Origin of the sequence: Collinsella aerofaciens (genome assembly GCF_015548375.1) — a bacterium.
Lineage (GTDB): Bacteria > Actinomycetota > Coriobacteriia > Coriobacteriales > Coriobacteriaceae > Collinsella > Collinsella aerofaciens_AB.
The window spans coordinates 69,283-85,541 of the sequence record NZ_JADMWW010000005.1 but is presented as its reverse complement, the minus strand read 5'-3'; the positions used below and the strand labels follow the sequence as shown (position 1 = coordinate 85,541).

At 62.5% G+C, this 16,259-nt stretch carries 14 protein-coding genes; 12 read left to right on the top strand and 2 right to left on the bottom strand.

The window, feature by feature from the left end:
- The first annotated feature begins 55 nt into the window (after nucleotides 1-55).
- The 3 genes from I1969_RS03725 to I1969_RS03715 all read left to right on the top strand — a co-directional run bounded on the left by I1969_RS03725 (nucleotide 56) and on the right by I1969_RS03715 (nucleotide 3,237).
- Nucleotides 56-1,018: a ribokinase gene (locus tag I1969_RS03725; RefSeq protein WP_195232982.1), complete on the top strand. Its 963-nt coding sequence runs from the start codon at nucleotides 56-58 to the stop codon at nucleotides 1,016-1,018.
- A gap of 30 nt (nucleotides 1,019-1,048) precedes the next feature.
- Entirely contained in the window at nucleotides 1,049-2,023 is a 975-nt protein-coding gene (locus I1969_RS03720) for a nucleoside hydrolase (RefSeq protein WP_195232980.1), read from the top strand.
- Nucleotides 2,024-2,226: 203 nt separating this feature from the next.
- Nucleotides 2,227-3,237, top strand: coding sequence for a LacI family DNA-binding transcriptional regulator (locus I1969_RS03715; RefSeq protein WP_195232979.1), 1,011 nt, complete (start codon nucleotides 2,227-2,229; stop codon nucleotides 3,235-3,237).
- Here I1969_RS03715 and I1969_RS03710 read toward each other — a convergent pair.
- Nucleotides 3,234-4,229, bottom strand: coding sequence for a LacI family DNA-binding transcriptional regulator (locus I1969_RS03710; RefSeq protein WP_195232977.1), 996 nt, complete (start codon nucleotides 4,227-4,229; stop codon nucleotides 3,234-3,236). The genes I1969_RS03715 and I1969_RS03710 overlap by 4 nt on opposite strands.
- 152 nt (nucleotides 4,230-4,381) lie before the next feature.
- Here I1969_RS03710 and I1969_RS03705 point away from each other — a divergent pair, with 152 nt between their 5' ends.
- The 9 genes from I1969_RS03705 (at nucleotide 4,382) to I1969_RS03665 (ending at nucleotide 14,703) form a co-directional block, all read left to right on the top strand.
- Nucleotides 4,382-5,854, top strand: coding sequence for an alpha/beta hydrolase domain-containing protein (locus I1969_RS03705; RefSeq protein WP_195232975.1), 1,473 nt, complete (start codon nucleotides 4,382-4,384; stop codon nucleotides 5,852-5,854).
- A gap of 29 nt (nucleotides 5,855-5,883) precedes the next feature.
- The gene (locus I1969_RS03700) at nucleotides 5,884-7,506 is read left to right on the top strand and encodes an apiosidase-like domain-containing protein (RefSeq protein WP_195232973.1); all 1,623 of its coding nucleotides are present in this window, start codon (nucleotides 5,884-5,886) and stop codon (nucleotides 7,504-7,506) included.
- Nucleotides 7,507-7,600: 94 nt separating this feature from the next.
- Nucleotides 7,601-8,872, top strand: coding sequence for a PTS sugar transporter subunit IIC (locus I1969_RS03695; RefSeq protein ID WP_195232971.1), 1,272 nt, complete (start codon nucleotides 7,601-7,603; stop codon nucleotides 8,870-8,872).
- A 90-nt stretch (nucleotides 8,873-8,962) separates the two neighbouring features.
- A complete protein-coding gene (locus I1969_RS03690) occupies nucleotides 8,963-9,265 on the top strand; it encodes a PTS sugar transporter subunit IIB (RefSeq protein WP_117821150.1) in 303 nt (100 codons plus the stop codon).
- A gap of 2 nt (nucleotides 9,266-9,267) precedes the next feature.
- A complete protein-coding gene (locus tag I1969_RS03685; protein WP_195232969.1) occupies nucleotides 9,268-9,585 on the top strand; it encodes a PTS lactose/cellobiose transporter subunit IIA in 318 nt (105 codons plus the stop codon).
- A gap of 282 nt (nucleotides 9,586-9,867) precedes the next feature.
- On the top strand, nucleotides 9,868-11,268 hold the full coding sequence (locus tag I1969_RS03680; RefSeq protein WP_195232968.1) for an L-fucose/L-arabinose isomerase family protein: 1,401 nt from the start codon (nucleotides 9,868-9,870) through the stop codon (nucleotides 11,266-11,268).
- A 2-nt stretch (nucleotides 11,269-11,270) separates the two neighbouring features.
- Nucleotides 11,271-12,107, top strand: a complete 837-nt coding sequence (locus I1969_RS03675; RefSeq protein ID WP_197736868.1) for a transketolase — start codon at nucleotides 11,271-11,273, stop codon at nucleotides 12,105-12,107.
- Entirely contained in the window at nucleotides 12,100-13,038 is a 939-nt protein-coding gene (locus I1969_RS03670; RefSeq protein WP_195232966.1) for a transketolase family protein, read from the top strand. The genes I1969_RS03675 and I1969_RS03670 overlap by 8 nt, the downstream gene beginning before the upstream one ends.
- A 174-nt stretch (nucleotides 13,039-13,212) precedes the next feature.
- A complete protein-coding gene (locus tag I1969_RS03665) occupies nucleotides 13,213-14,703 on the top strand; it encodes an FGGY family carbohydrate kinase (protein WP_195232964.1) in 1,491 nt (496 codons plus the stop codon).
- Nucleotides 14,704-14,870: 167 nt separating this feature from the next.
- On the opposite strand, the gene I1969_RS03660 is transcribed toward I1969_RS03665, so the two are convergent.
- Nucleotides 14,871-16,037: an IS110 family RNA-guided transposase gene (locus tag I1969_RS03660; RefSeq protein WP_195232962.1), complete on the bottom strand. Its 1,167-nt coding sequence runs from the start codon at nucleotides 16,035-16,037 to the stop codon at nucleotides 14,871-14,873.
- Nucleotides 16,038-16,259 lie beyond the last annotated feature (222 nt).

The window sequence follows — 16,259 nt, the reverse complement described above, 5'->3', positions numbered from 1 at the left end:
AGCGCACGATCGACGGCCGACGGTGGGCGTAAGGCCCGCAGACGAGGAGGTTTCCATGGCGGATCGCGGCATCGTTGCGGTGTTCGGCAGCATGAACATGGACCTTTCGGTGGCGTGCGAGCGCATGCCGCGCGCGGGCGAGACCGTCGGCGGCAGCGGTTTTATCACCAACGTCGGTGGCAAGGGCGCTAACCAGGCCGTCGCCGCCGCGCGCATGGGTGCGCGCACGTGCATGATTGGCGCGGTCGGTCGCGATGCGTTTGGCGATGCGCTGGTGACGGGACTTCGGGATGCCGGCGTGGGCGTTGAGTTCGTGGCGCGCCGCGATGACGTGGAGACGGGAACGGCGACCATCATTCGCTGCGAGGGCGACAACCGCATCGTGCTGTCACCGGGCGCCAACCATGCGCTTGCGGGCGAGGACGTTGCCTGCGCGCTGAGACGTCTGGTGGCCGATGAGCTCGACGGCGACGCCAACGATATTGCCCCGGCTGCCGGAAGCGTCTTTATCGCCCAGGGCGAATGCGACCCGATGGCAACGGCCGCGGCACTCTCTTGTGCCCACAGGCTGGGGTTCTATACGGTCTTTAATCCAGCTCCTGCCTGCGAGTTGCCTGCGGAGGTCTGGCCTGCGGTCGACCTGGTCTGTCCCAACGAGACTGAGTGCCAGGCGCTGACGGGCATCTTGCCCGCGGATGATGAGAGCTGCGCCGCTGCGCTCAGCGCCCTGCTTGCTAAGGGCACCGGCGCCGCGGTCATCACGCTGGGTGACGCCGGCTCGGTTACGCTCAGCGATGACGGCGAGTCGCTGCGCATGCCGGCGCTTTCGAGCGCGGTCGTCGATACGACGGCCGCGGGCGATACGTTTATCGGCGCGTTGGCGGCGGCTCGCCTAGAGGGCCTGCCGCTCTTTGAGTGCATGGCGGCGGGTGCACGCGCCTCGGCAGTGACGGTGTCGCGCCTGGGCGCTCAGCAATCGATTCCCACGCGCGCCGAAGTTGAACATTGGTTTTGTTAAACGATAAAGACGGAGAAGCGGAGTAGAACAATGGCAACCAAGAAGCTGATCCTTGATCTGGATATGGGTGTGGACGATGCGATGGCGCTGGCCTATGCCATCGCGAGCCCCGAGGTGGAGCTCGTGGGCATCACCACGTGCTTTGGCAACGTGCGCGTCGAGCAATCGGCGCACAACTGCCTGGCGGTGCTCGATCTGCTGGGTCGCCCCGAGGTTCCGGTATACCTGGGCGCCGATCGTCCCATGAAGGCGACCGAACCCTATACGCCGCCGGCGTCCACCACGCTCATCCACGGCAAGAACGGCATTGGCGGGGCGAGCGTGCCCGCGTCGCCGTACGAGCCGGTGGGGGCGACGTCGGCCGACGGTAACGCGGCGGTCGATTACCTGATTGATGCCGCGCGCACCTATGGCCCCGATCTGGTCTACGTGGCGACCGGCCCGCTCTCCAACCTGGCACTTGCCTTGGAGCGCGATGCGGCGGCGATGATGTCTATCGGTCGCGTGGTCGTGATGGGCGGTGCGCTTACCGTGCCCGGAAACGTGAGCGCGGGCGCCGAGGCCAACATGGCAAGTGATCCTGAGGCGGCCGATGCCGTGCTGCGTTCGGGCCGCAAGCTCACTATGGTGGGTCTGGATGTGACGCATCGCGTGGTGCTCACGCGTCGCGACGTTGCCGGCTGGACGGGCTCGGGCACCATGGCCGGTTGCGCGTTTGCGAGCATGGTGGAGCACTACATTGGCTCGTACGAGATGAACGCCCCCTACCTGGGCGGCTGCGCGCTGCACGATCCGCTGGCGGTTGCCGTGGCGATTGATCCCACGCTCGTGGGTGCGCTCGGCTGTAACCTGCGTGTTGACTTGCTGGGCGAGTATCGCGGCCGCACCATCTGCGACGAGCACCGTCTGTCCGATCCGGACAAGAGCGCGCTCGTGGCGCTGACTGTGGACGCCCCACGTTTCCTCGTGGAGTTTAAGGCGCGCATGGCCCGCATCCTGGGCTAAACGGTTTCTGTGCCCCGTTCCAGATTAGCTACCGAGTAAATACGCCCGTTGGGGGAATAGTCGCGTCGCTTCGCTTGACAACAGGCTAAACTAGCTATTAAACATTTACTATTCTGTTTAGATTGAATTTGCGGTCGTTTAGTTGTCGAGCCACGGGGCGGTCAGGCCACGATGCTCCGCCGCGACCGTTACTAGGGGGAACAATGGCCAAAGCAAGTGTTCGCGAGATCAGCCGCATCACCGGTTTTTCGCCTGCGACCGTGTCCAACGCGCTTAACCGCAAGCGCAGCGTGAGCGAGGAGACCGCCAAGGTTATCCTGGAGTGCGCGCAGTCGCTCGGCTATCAGCAGTCGACGCAGCTCGAGAGCATCCAGTTTGTGCTCGCGCGCAAGACGGGCGCCATTCTGGACGAGAGCACCTTTCATCCCGCAGTCATCGAGGGCGTGGAGCGCCAGGCGCGTCGCCACGGCATGAGCACGAGCTTTGTCTCGCTCGACTTTAGCGATCTTGACGCCGTGCGTCCGCAGGTCGAGGGCCTGATCGCCGATCCGTCCGCCGCCATTGTACTAATGGGTACGGAGTTGGGCGAGGAAGACTACGCCTTGTTTGCCAACGCCGCCGCCCACCTGATTGTGCTCGATGGCTGGAGCGACCGCCAGTACTTCGATGCCGTAGTCATTGCCAATACCGATTCGGTGCTGCGCGCCGTGGATTACCTTATCGAGAAGGGTCACAAGCAAATCGGCTATCTGGCGGGCGACCTTCGCATCCGCAACTTTAAGGATCGCGAGCGCGCCTATCGCCAAGCGCTTGAGGATGCGGACCTCGAGGCCAACCCGACATGGCGCGTCACGCTGGGCATCACGCTCGAGGACGCTTATCGCGACATGGGCGCGTGGCTCGACGACGTCTCGCACGACGACTTGCCGACGGCTTTCTTTGCCGAAAACGACGTGCTCGCCGTGGGTGCCATGCGCGCGCTCAACGAGCACGGCATACGCGTGCCCGAGGATGTCTCGATCATCGGCTTTGACGATCTGTCTTTGGGCGCTTTCTCTAACCCGCCGCTCACTACGGTGCACGTCCCCAAGCACGAGGTGGGCGAGATCGCGGTGCGCCGCCTGGTGGGCAACATCCGCAACCCCAAGAGCTACACCTGCAAGACTGCCGTGTCGACCTATTTTGTCGAGCGCCAAAGCGTGCGCGAGATCTAGGCAGAACGGCGTTTGATAAGCGATACCCCCAGCTCGATTTTGAGCGGGTGGTGCTCGGCCTCGTCGATGATCTCGACGAGGCGTCGTGCGGCGATGGCGCCCATATACTGCGAAGGAACGTTGAGCGTGGTCAGCTGCGGCTGCACGTAGGTACCGCCGATGTTGTTGTCGAAGCCGACGATGCGTACGTCATCGGGCACGCGATAGCCGCGCTCGATGAAGGCTTTCATGGCTCCAATAGCCACATCGTCAATGACGGCGACGTAGCTCTGGGCAAGGGACTCGCCCGAATCAATAATGTCGAGCATGCCCGAGTAGGCCTCGTCTAGATCGACGGCGAGCTCGTGGATGATGCCGCATTTTTCCGACCCGGCTAGCTGACCGATGGCGTGCTCGTAGGCGAAGCGTCGTTCGGCGAAGTTGCCCAAGGTAATGGGCGTCGTTAACAGGCCGGGGACCGATCCATACTTCGAATACAGGTACTGTACGGCAAGTGTCATGCTGGCAGCGTTGTCGATCTTGACCGTGTCGACCCCAACGCTCATGCATGAGTCCAGCAGCAGCAGAGGGCAGTCCAGCGATGCAAACGGCAAAAAATCCGACTCGTACATCTCGGTTGCGAGGATGATGACGCCGTCATATCGTGCCTCGGCGATGTCGGCGATCTGTTGGTGAATGTTTTCGAATGGCGAGTAGTTCACCAGCGAAAACGAGAATCCCGCATGCCTAAGGGCGCCCTCGACTCCGGCGAGCATGTCGGCGAAAAAGGGGGTCGCAAAGATGCGGCGCCGGTTAAAGGCAACCAAGGCAACGGTTCCGCTTCTTTGTCGCTCGAACTTAATCTTGCTAAAGTCGTAACCTAGGGCTTCAGCGGTGCTGAGCACCAGCTGCCGTGTTTTTTCGCTTACGCCGCGTCGATTGTTAAGTGCAAGGGAGACGGCCGCTGCCGAGATTCCCAGCTGATCAGCAATTTGTTTTGCAGTAACGGCCATGGTGGTTCCTAACGGTTCTTAACTTAAAACGAGCTTAACACTCGGCTGTTCATTAAGCTAAATAATTAGTAAGTCAACTTAAGAATCGATAGAAGTTAAGTTGCGTCCCCAGTAGAGTTTGTCTCAACAAACGCAACAGCAAGGGGGACGAGATGATCAGCGTTATTTCCGAAATGCCCGTTACGGATGAGAGCTATCCGTTTTCGAGTGCCGAGCGCTACTGTCATCTGAGCGCGAATGGCTACGTCGAACGCGAATATCGCGTTGACGGCACCGCCAACGTATATCGCACTGCCGACGAAGATGGCGGCGTAGAGGCCATGACCGCCGATGCCCCCTATTCCAATCGCATTGTTGTCCGCGCGCCCAAAGATCCGGCGCAGGCGAGTGGCAACGTGGTGGTCGAGATTATCAACCCCACATCGTTCATGGAAATCGAGCGCATGTGGATTCTGGGCTACGGCGAGTTTGTGCGCTCTGGTGACATCTATGTAGGCATCACCAGCAAGCCCAATACCATCGCCAAGCTCAAGGAATTCAATCCCGATCGCTATGCCTTTATGAGTTGGGCGAACCCGACTCCCGAGCGACCCTTCGGCTATGATCCGGCCGAGCTCGAGCGCGGCGGCGCACTTCCCGACATGGACATCTCCTACGAGACGGGTCTGTTTTGGGATATGCTGACCGATCTTGCGTGGCTCCTGCGCGAGGACTCCGACCTCAACCCGATCCGCGATTATCCGCACCAGGCGATCTGCCTTACGGGATGGTCCCAGTCAGGCGCCTATCTGTTCCGCTACCTCAACAGCTTTGCCTATCGCGAGGAGGTGCGCCGCGACGGCCGCGTGTTTGACGGCTATCTGTCCGGCGGCGGCATCCATTCGCTGTGCACTCCCGTCAACCAGTATGAGTGCTGCCGGGACTATGCGCATCACCTGATGCGCGTGGAGCACGTCGAGGAGCCGTTCATCGCCCTTCAGACCGAAAGCGAGAACGGTCGCTTTGAGAGTTGGCGCACGCTTATGCCCGATAGCGATGCCCCCGATTTTAAGTACCGGCTGTACGAGGTGACGGGCGCCTCCCACGATACGCAGTGGAGCTATGTCGACTATTACCAGGACGACGAGGATCTTAAGCGTATCGACCACCTGCCGGTGTATGTCGGCAAGCATGCCGAGGCAAACGCCTATCCGTCGCAGTATCTCTTCCACGCTGCCTTCCGCAACCTGTTCCGTTGGGTCCGCACCGGCGCCGCGCCGGCAACGTGCCCGCGCATTGAGCTGGATGCAAACGGCGAGAACGTAAAGGATGCCCTGGGCAACACCAAGGGCGGTCTTCGCACCTGCCTGCTCGAGCATCCGTTTGCCCGTTACTCCAACACGAGCCTGGTCGAGCCGGGTCAGGGCACGGTCGATAAGACGAGCGACAAGGATGGGCTGTTTGGCCACATGGAGTCGTTCTCGGCATCGATGCTCAAGGAGCTGTACGGATCGCTCGAAAACTACCGCGCCCTGTGCGAGCGCGATACGGCGATTGAGGTGTCGCAAGGCTTTGTCTGTGCCGAAGACGCCCGGGCGATCGTTGACTTTGCCGTGAGGTCCGCGAGCGAGCGGGGACTGAACTAGTAGGTATTAAGACCGGAGAGGGGTCTGTAATGGATACGACGTTGAACCAAGACGCTGTCGCCGAGATCTGGCGTCCGGTCGTTCTGACGTTTGAGAGCGCCTGTTCGTTCGACAACCCGTTTTTGGATGTTGAGATTTGGGCGGAGTTTGTCGGTCCGAGCGGCAGGGTGATCCGCCGCGAGGCCTACTGGGACGGCGACCGCACCTACCGCGTCTCGTTTGCCCCGACCGAGCTCGGCGCTTGGAACTATGGTATCGAGGCTCCCGAGCAGACCGGTCTTAATGGCCGTGTGGGCAGCGTCGAGGCTGTACCGTACACGGGCGGCCTCGACCTGTATCGCCACGGCTTTATCCGCGTCGCGGACAACCCGCACTTATTTGCCTATTCGGATGGCACGCCGTTTTTTTGGCTCGGCGACACCCACTGGGAGTTTGCCTACCGCGAGAGCTGGGACAAGTCGAACCACCCTGGCATGACGAGTCAGTTCCGCGGCATGGTCGACCTGCGTGCCAAGCAGGGATTTACCGTCTACCAGACCAACTTGCGCTCTGACATGGGCGCAGATGGTCGCTACTGGATTGACGGCGGTATGCCCAAGGGCGCAGAGGATCTGCCCAATGTTGCTTTCTACCGGCAGGAGCTTGATCGCCGCATGGCCTATGTCGCCGATGCCGGTTTGGTCAACGCGCTTGGCCAGGCATGGGCGTTTTCTATTCGCGGCGATCATGGCGTGGAGCATCAAAAGCACCTTGCCCGCTATCTGGTGGCGCGCTATGGCGCATATCCGATGGTTTGGACGCTTGCCGGCGAGGTTGCCGGGTATGGCAAAGAAGATCGAGCCGCTTTGATCGACGGATGGCGTGAGGTCGCCTTGGAGATCGAGGCCCGCGACGGCTATGGCCACCTGGCTACGGCGCACTATACCAACGAGCGCCCCTTTGCCGATTACTACCAGGACGAGGCTTGGATGGACTTTACGCTCAACCAGGCCGGTCATGGCGATTACCTGATCAAGGCGAGCGACTACTTTGACTATCTGGCAGCTCATGACGACAAGCCCTTCGTCGAGGGCGAGGCGCTCTACGAGTTTTGCTCGACGCTCGAGGAAATGGGTACGCGCCTGTGCACCGCAGACATGTTGCGCCGCGTGGCGTATATCTGCATGCAGGCGGGCGGCGCTGGCTATACCTACGGAGCCCAGGGCATCTGGGACAACGTGTGGGAAAGTCCCGAGGAGCTCGATCCCTTTATGGCGATCTTCAACCGCTTTGGCATTACGTGGGCCCAGGCGGTAGACGGAGAGGGTGCAGTCCAGATGGGCTATATGCGCTCCTTCTACGAAGAAAATCACTTCTGGGAGCTCGCTCCCTACGAAACGACCGATGCGGGCAACCTGTTTGCCAACAAGGCTCCGCTGGCAACCGCCAACCGAGACCTTTCGCGCATCGTCGCGTACTTTGGCGATACCGTGCGCCGAAAGCTTGCTATCGAGGGCGTGCCGACGGGCGCTGCCTATGCAAGCCGATGGTTTAACCCCCGCACGGGCGCATACCGTGACGGCGAGAACGTCTCTGTCGTCACGGACAGCATCACACTGCCTGACAAACCCGAGGTTGGGGATTGGCTCCTCGTCCTCGAGCTCAAGGCATAACCATATTTCCCTTGGTCATAGGCGGGAAAGAGTCGGCCGCAATTTCCCGCTTGACAGCTAGATGAATCGTTTAGAGAGGATCAGTGAACACGAAATGAGCGTTCTCGATTCGATGCAGGGCTTCCTCGAGAAGCACGTGGGCCCCATTGCCCACAAAGTGAGCAGCTTTAAGGTCGTAAAGGGCCTTATGTCCGGCATGATGGCGACCATGCCCGTTACGCTGGGCGTGGCGCTGCTCTCCATCATCAACGGACTGCCGATCCCGCCGCTGCAGGCGTTCCTTACCGGCACTGGCATGTCGGCGACGATTGCCGATGTGTTGGTCGTCACCATGAACCTCGGTGCCATCTACATGTGCGCTTCGGTTTCGTACTCCTACGGCAAGGTGCTTGAGAACAAGGGCCTTACGACGACGGTTGCGTCCATTGGCGTTCTGCTCCTGCTGATCCCGCTGGGCCATGCCGAGGACGGCTCGACCTTCATCACCACCCGTTACCTGGGCAGCTCGGGTCTGTTCGTGGCCCTGCTCGTGGCGCTGATCGTGCCGAAGGCGCTTAACTTCCTTATGAAGCATATCGCCATCCCCATGCCCGATTCCGTTCCGCAGTTCGTCAACGACTCGCTGTCCCCGATGTTCTGCGCCATCGTCATCTTTACCTCGGCCGCGCTGCTTAAGTGGGGCATGGGCCTGACGAGCTACGGCGATGTCTTTAACCTCATCAACTCCACCATTGCGGTACCCGTTATGTTCTTGGGCTCCAGCCCGTGGGCCGTCGTCGTCTACTTTATCCTGTGCAACCTGCTGTTCTTTTTTGGTGTACACCCCAGCGTCCTGATGAGCGTGTACATGCCGGTCGTTTCGACGTGCGCTCTGGCCAACGTCGAGGCATACCTTGCCGGCCAACCGCTTCCGTATCTGCCGTTCATCGTTATGTTCTCCGTGGGCTCTGTTGACGCCCTGGGCATGGAGCTTGCGCTGCTCACGGCCAAGTCCGAGCGCTACAAGACGCTTTCCAAGGTCGCTCTGGTGCCTGCTATCTTCAACATCTCCGAGCCCATCATCTTTGGTACGCCCGTCGCCATGAACCCCTATATGTTCATCCCCTACATCCTGCTCAAGCCGATCGCATGCGCCGTTGCCGCCATTGGCCTGCTGCTGGGTCTTGGCAACGCGTATAACCCGACGGTCAATATGCCGTTCGTCGTGCCGCTGCCCATCACCGACTTCTTCATCGGCGGTCCTGGTCTGGTTGTCATTGTCTGCGCTGCGATTCTCGCCGTTGCCCTGCTGTTCATCCCGTTTGTCAAGATGGCCGACAAGGAGGCCCTCGAGGAGGAGGCCGCCGCAAAGGCTTCTGCCGAGTAGGTCATTGTCCGTAAGTTCGTAGGTTCGGCCGATCACGTTGATTGCCGAAACATATAAGTCCCTGTGAGGGGTTACAGGAAAGGAACTGCAATGAAAAACATCGTTCTTATGTGCGCCGGTGGCATGTCCACGAGCATCATCATGAAGAACATCAAGAAGGCTGCCGACGCCGAGGGTCTGGAGTGCGAGGTCTCCGCCCACGCCGTCAGCGAGGCTGCCACCATCGGACGCAATGCCGACTGCATCCTGCTTGGGCCGCAGGTTGGCTATGCCAAGGACGAGGTTTCTGCCGCATGCCCCGAGGTACCGGTCGGCGTGATCCCCATGGCCATCTACGGCATGATGGACGGCGCCAAGGCTCTGGCCCAGGCCAAGGAACTGATGGGACTGTAGGTATGACGGCAGAAGAGGTTCAGCTTCAGAGCTTTCAGATCATTGCAGGCGTCGGTTGCGCGCGCAGCTGCTACATCGATGCGATTCACCTAGCTCGTGATGGCAAGTTCGAAGAGGCCGAGGCGAAGATCGCCGAGGGCCAGCAGCACTATGCCGAGGGTCACGCGGCTCACGGTGGCCTTGTCCAGCAGACTGCAGCTGGCGAGAACCTGAGCATCGATCTTTTGGTTGTCCATGCCGAGGATCAGCTTATGAGTGCCGAGGGCTTTGGCATCCTTGCCAAGGAGTTCGTGGACGTCTATCGCAAGATGGGGGCGTAACCACGGGCCTTGCAGCCAGATTACCCCCGCGGGCGGTGTGCTCGCGGCAATAGGGCGGCATTGATTTCGCGTACATGCATATGCGGATAGAGAGGGTCCTTCGGGGCCCTCTTTTTGTTGCCCTTGTATGTTCAGATTGTTTACATACCGTTTATGCTGATTTCTCTACCGTCTACGGGACTTTCGCGCTAAACTACTAAACAAAAGAGTAAAACATTTAGTAAACATAACAAAACGAAACATGCGTCTGTTTACTGAATATGTGATTAGGGGAGGACGTACATGGATAAGATCAAGCTCGGTTTTGTGCCCACGCGCCGCAGTATCTTTAGCGCGCCGGACGCGATCAAGTATCGCGGCCTGACGGTTGATCGCCTGCGCGAGATCGGCGTCGACATCGTGGATATCGACGACATCAATGACGAGGGCCTGCTGTTCGACGACAGCCATATCGAGCCTATCATCGAGAAGTTCCGCGCCGAGGGCGTCGACGGCATTATGCTGTGCCACGCCAACTTTGGTACCGAGTACGTTTGCGCTCGCCTTGCCCGCGAGCTCGGTCTGCCCGTGCTGCTGTGGGGCCCGCGCGACGAGCGCCCCGAGCCCGACGGCACCCGTTTGCGCGATAGCCAGTGCGGCCTGTTCGCCACCGGCAAGGTTCTGCGCCGCTTCCAGGTTCCCTTCACCTACATGACCAACTGCCGCCTGACCGACCCCGAGCTCGAGCGCGGCGTCTGGGACTTTTTGGCTGTGTGCAACGTGGTCAAGACCTTCAAGCACACCCGCATTCTGCAGATGGCCACCCGTCCGTTCGACTTCTGGTCGACCATGTGCAACGAGGGCGAGCTGCTCGAGAAGTTCAACATCCAGCTTTCGCCCATCCCCATGACCGAGCTTGTCCAGGCTGTGCGCGACGCCCAGGCCGACGAGCAGGCCATGGCCGCCATGCTTGCCCACATCAACGACAGCTTTGAGATCTGCATCCCCGAGGACAAGGTCCCCGCGGTCGCCGGTCTTGCTATCGCCATGAAGCGCTTGGTCGAGAAGTATGGCTGCAACGCCGGTGCCATTCAGTGCTGGAACGCTCTGCAGGACGAGCTGGGCATTATGCCCTGCGCCGCCAACGCCATCCTCAACGAGATGGGCATTCCTATCGTATGCGAGACCGATATCCACGGCGCCATCACCGCGCTGATGGTCGAGGCCGCCGACCTGGGCCGTCACCGCGGCATGTTCGCCGACTGGACCGTGCGCCATCCCGATAACGAGAACGGCGAGCTGCTGCAGCATTGCGGCCCCTGGCCCTGCAGCTGCGCGGCCGTCAAGCCCAAGCTCACCTACCCGCTGGCCTTCGATCACCCCGGCGCGCTGACGGCCGAGGCCAAGCACGGCGACCTCACCCTTGCCCGCTTTGACGGCGACAACGGCGAGTACTCGCTGCTGCTGGGCAATGCCCGCGGCATCGACGGCCCGGCCGGCATGGGCACCTACCTGTGGGTCGAGGTCGACAACCTCAAGCGCCTCGAGGCCAAGATCGTCGAGGGTCCCTACATCCACCACTGCGTCGCCATTCACGCCAACGTGGTGCCGGTGCTCTACGAGGCGTGCAAGTACATTGGCATTGCCCCCGACCTGTACGACCCCATCGAAGAAGACGTTAAAGCCTACCTGCGAGGAGAGTAGAAATGGCAACTATCGAAGAGCTTGAGTCCCTGCGTTGGGACCTTCGCCGCGATTGCGTCGATATCATCATGGCTGGCGCCGGCGGTCACATCGGCGGCGACATGTCAGTGATCGACGCCCTCATGACCCTCTACGCCAACCACCTCAACATTTCGCCCGAGACCGTCGACGATCCCAACCGCGACCGCTTCGTGCTTTCCAAAGGCCATGCCATGGAGGCCTACTACGCGGTGCTCTGCCACGAGGGCTATCTTGACCTCGATGACGTCAAGGCCCGCTTCTCCAAGTTCGGCAGCCCCTACATCGGCCATCCCAACAACAAGCTCAAGGGCATCGAGATGAACTCCGGCTCGCTGGGCCACGGCCTGCCCGTTGCCGTGGGCATGGCGCTCGCCGGCAAGATGGACGGCCGCGACTACCGCGTCTACACCATCATGGGCGATGGCGAACTTGCCGAGGGCTCGGTCTGGGAAGGCGCCATGAGCGGCGGCAACTACCAGCTCGATAACCTGTGCGCGCTCGTGGACCGCAACCGCCTGCAGATCAGCGGTAGCACCGAGGACGTCATGAAGCAGGATTCGCAGGAGGAGCGCTGGGCCGCCTTCGGTTGGAACGTGCTGTCCATTCCGGGCAACGACGTCCAGGCCATCGATGCCGCGCTGACGCTGGCCGCCGAGACCAAGGGTAAGCCCACGGTCATCATCCTCAACACGGTGAAGGGCTACGGCTCGCCGGTTATGGAGGACAAGGCCGCCTGGCATCATCACCTGCCCAACGATGAGGAATATGCCCAGATCATCGCCGATTTCGCTGCCCATAAGGAGGCTATCAATGGCTAACAAGATCGCCAACCGCAAGGTTATCTGCGACACGCTGCTCGAGGCCGCCGCAACTGACAAGGACATCGTCGTCCTGTGCTCCGACTCCCGCGGCTCCGCATCGCTCACGCCGTTCTTCGATCAGTATCCCCAGCAGTCCATTGAGGTCGGCATTGCCGAGCAGGACCTGGTGAGCATCGCCGCCGGCATGGCCTCGTGCGGCAAGAAGGCCTGGGCCGCCTCGCCGGCGTCCTTTGTGACCACGCGTTCGTATGAGCAGTGCAAGGTCGACGTTTCGTACTCCAACACCAACGTCAAGCTCATCGGCATCTCGGGCGGCGTGTCCTATGGTGCCCTGGGCATGAGCCACCACTCTGCGCAGGATATCGCCGCTATGAGCGCGATTCCCAACATGCGCGTATATCTGCCGAGTGACCGCTTCCAGACCGCTGAGCTCGTGCGCGCCCTGGTAGCCGACAACAAGCCGGCCTACATCCGCGTGGGGCGCAACCCGGTCGAGGACGTGTATACCGAGGACGAGTGTCCGTTCCAGATGGATCGCGCCACCTGGGTGCGTCGCGGCACCGATGTGACGCTCGTCGCCACCGGTGAGATGGTCCGCCATGCCGTGGACGCTGCCGACCTGCTGGCCGAGCAGGGCATCTCGGCGACGGTGCTCGACATGTATTGCGTCAAGCCGCTTGACGCCGAGGCCGTGATCGAGGCCGCCGGTGCCACGCGCGCCGTCGTGACCGTCGAAGAGCACAGCCCCTTCGGCGGCCTGGGTTCCATGGTCGCGCAGGTCGTGGGTGAGCACTGCCCGCGTCCGGTCAAGTGCCTCTCCCTGCCCGACGCGCCGGTCATCACCGGCACGAGCCCCGAGGTCTTTGCGCACTACGGCCTGACGGGCGAGGGAATCGCAAAGACCGTTGCCGAGTTCCTCGGCAACTAGTAGAAACAGACGCTGCGCGGCCGCCAAGCACCGCACCTTGCCGTTCAAACCGTCGCTTGCGTACACAGAGTACGCGGCGCTCCTCTTTCACGGCAATCTGCGGCACTTGACGGCCGCTCGCTCCTTGTCCGTCGGGTTTTAGTTTTTGAATCGACGGGGGAGACAGGAGAGTACATGAGCAAATACATCATCGGAATCGATCAATCCACGCAGGGCACCAAGGCGCTGCTGGTGGACGAGGGCGGCCATTTGATTCATCGTGCCGATCGCCCACATCGCCAGATTGTTAACGAGGCTGGCTGGGTGAGCCATGATCCAGCCGAGATCGCCGCCAACGTGCTGGCCGTGGCGCGCGCCGTGGTGGAGGAGACCGGGGTCGATCCGGCCGACGTTGCCGGCATCGGCATCTCCAACCAGCGCGAGACTACTGTTGCCTGGAGGCGCACGACGGGCGAGCCACTGTGCGACGCCGTGGTGTGGCAGTGCGCCCGCGCCCGTGAGCTGTGCGACGAGCTGGCCGCGCGCGAGGGCGTGGCCGAGCTGGTGCGCGACACGACGGGCCTGGTACTCTCGCCCTACTATCCGGCGGGCAAGATGGCTTGGATTCTCGCGAACGTTCCCACGGCTGCCGAGGCCGCGGCGGCAGGTGAGCTGTGTCTGGGCACCATCGATGCCTGGGTGGTCTGGACGCTCACGGGCGGCGCGGAGTTCCGCTGCGACTGGTCCAATGCCAGCCGCACGCAGCTCTTCGACCTGCGCCGTGGCTGCTGGAGCGAGCCGGTGTGCGAGGCCTTTGGCGTCGATTCGGCTTGCCTGCCGCAGGTGACCGATTCCGATGGCCTGTTCGGCATGACGGACCTGGGCGGCTTTTTGCCGGCGCCCGTGCCCATTCACGGCGTGCTCGGCGACAGCCATGCCGCCTTGTTTGCCCAGGGCTGCCATAGCCGCGGCATGGCCAAGGCGACCTATGGCACCGGCAGCTCGGTCATGATGAACGTCGGCGACGAGTTCGTTGCCAGCTCGCACGGGCTTTCGAGCTCGCTTGCGTGGCGTATGGACGGTGTGACCGAGTATGTGCTCGAGGGCAACGTGAGCTACGCCGGCGCCGTCAAGACGTGGCTGCGCGACGACCTGGAGCTCATCAACAATCCCGAGGAAGTCACCGACCTGTGCTATGCCGCCAATCCGGCGAGCCGCGTTTACTTTGTGCCGGCGTTTACCGGCTTGGGCGCGCCGCACTGGGCGAGTGACGCCGAGGGCTGCGTTTTTGGCATGACACGCACCACGGGCCGCGCGGAGTTCGTAAAGGCCGCCGATGAGTCGATTGCCTATCAGATCTTCGACGTCATCGATGCGATGGTCGAGGATTCGGGCGCGGCGCTGGCCGAGCTTCGTGTTGACGGCGGTCCCACGCGCGACGCGTACCTGATGCAGTTTGAGAGCGATCTTGTGGGCTCGCCCATCCGCATTGCGAGCAACGACGAGATGAGCGGCCTGGGTGCGGCTTGGGCCTGCGGCATTGCGCTGGGCATGTACACGCGCGACGTGGTCGACGTGTACGGTGCTCGCGGCATCGTGGAGCCCTCGATGCCCGCCGACGAGCGAGCCAAAAAGATCGGCGGCTGGCGCCATGCGGTGGCCGCGACTATCTCGTACACCGCCTAGCATGATTTTTCTGGGACGGGGATCAAATAATCATCGGTCCTCGTCCCAGGTAGTCAATTTGGGACGTGTCTCTATAGTTTTGTCAACCGCGTGCTTCGCGCCATTTCGGCATGACGCATCCGGGCGCCCGGCGCCCCCGCTTCCCCTTCGGTTGATCCCGCCGCCCGCTAGGCCGCGTACGGGACGGCGTCGCGCATGATCGCGTAGATGACCTTGAGCCTCTTCCTCGCGACCGCCTTCAGCGCCTTGCTGTGCCTCATCCCCCTCGCCCTGCACTCCCCGTAGTACCTCCCGAACCTGTTGTCCGTGCCGATGAGGGAGTTGCAGCTGAATATGAGCAGGTTCTTGAGCTGCCTGTTCCCGCCGTGCTGCGGCGATGTCGACCTGATGCTGCTCCCGGAGCGCCTATCGGACGGCGCCACGCCGCAATAGCTCGCGAGCTCGTCGTGCCCCCTGAACGCGGATATGTCGATCGACGTCACCAGCGCCGCGGCGGTCTTGGGGCCGATCCCGGGCACCGTGAGGAGGCACTCGTAGACCTCGTCGCCCGCCAGCGAGTCGGCCACGAGCGAGTCGAGCTCCTCGATGTCGGCGTCGAGGGAGGCTATCTCCCGGGCGAGTATCCGGACCGCGACGTCCTCGCCGGCCGGGAGCCGCCTTCCCGAGCGCGACGAGGCCAGCAGCGCCTCCCAGAGCCTCCTGGCCCCCGCGGCGGGGGCGCCCGCGCGCCTGGCGGCGCTCGAGAACCTGCGCCAGCCGGCGGCCGAGCACCCGGCGGCCCCGCCGAACTCGGCCAGCATCGACACCTGCCAGCGGCTCGACGGGTCGACCGCGCCCTCGAGTGCGGGGTCGGCCTCGAGCAGGGTCGCGCGCAGCCTGTTCTTCGCGCGGGTCCTGGCGGACGACGCGAACTCGCGCTGCGACGACAGGATCCGCAGCGAGGCGGTCCCCTCGGGCTCCTCGGGCGCCGGCCTGAGGGCGCGGGGCACGCCGAGCGCGGTGCGCGCGATCACCTCGGCGTCGATGGCGTCGGTCTTCGCGATGCCGGGGAACATCCCGCGGGCCTGCTTCTCGGCATATCCGGGCAGGTAGGCGCAGGGGTTCCCGTGCGCATGGGCGCGCGCGAGGACCAGCGCGCCGATGTTTCGCTTCTGGTCGACGACGACCAGCGCGCCGGAGCCGGCCCGCTCGAGCACCCGGTCGATGTCGTCGGGCCTGTTGGCCAGCTCGGCCCTGAAGGCGACGCCCCCTCCCGCATCGAGCGCGCACGCGCTGTGCGAGCTCTTCCCGACGTCGATCCCCAGGTAGGCCACGGGCGTCTCTGCTGCAGGCATGGTGTATCCTCTCCCTTGAGCCGGCCGTAAGCCGCGGAAGCGACACCCACATTACCCGGCCGTGGCCCGGTCCGGGCCCGGCACATCTCTATCAGTCGTTCCCCGCGGCCCCTCCCGCCCCGGCGGCAACACGTCCCGGGCCCTCTACGGGGCAGGGCCTGACGGCCGTCCGGGGCGGTCGGCCAGCGACCACCGGTACGGCTCAATCGTATAACCATGCAA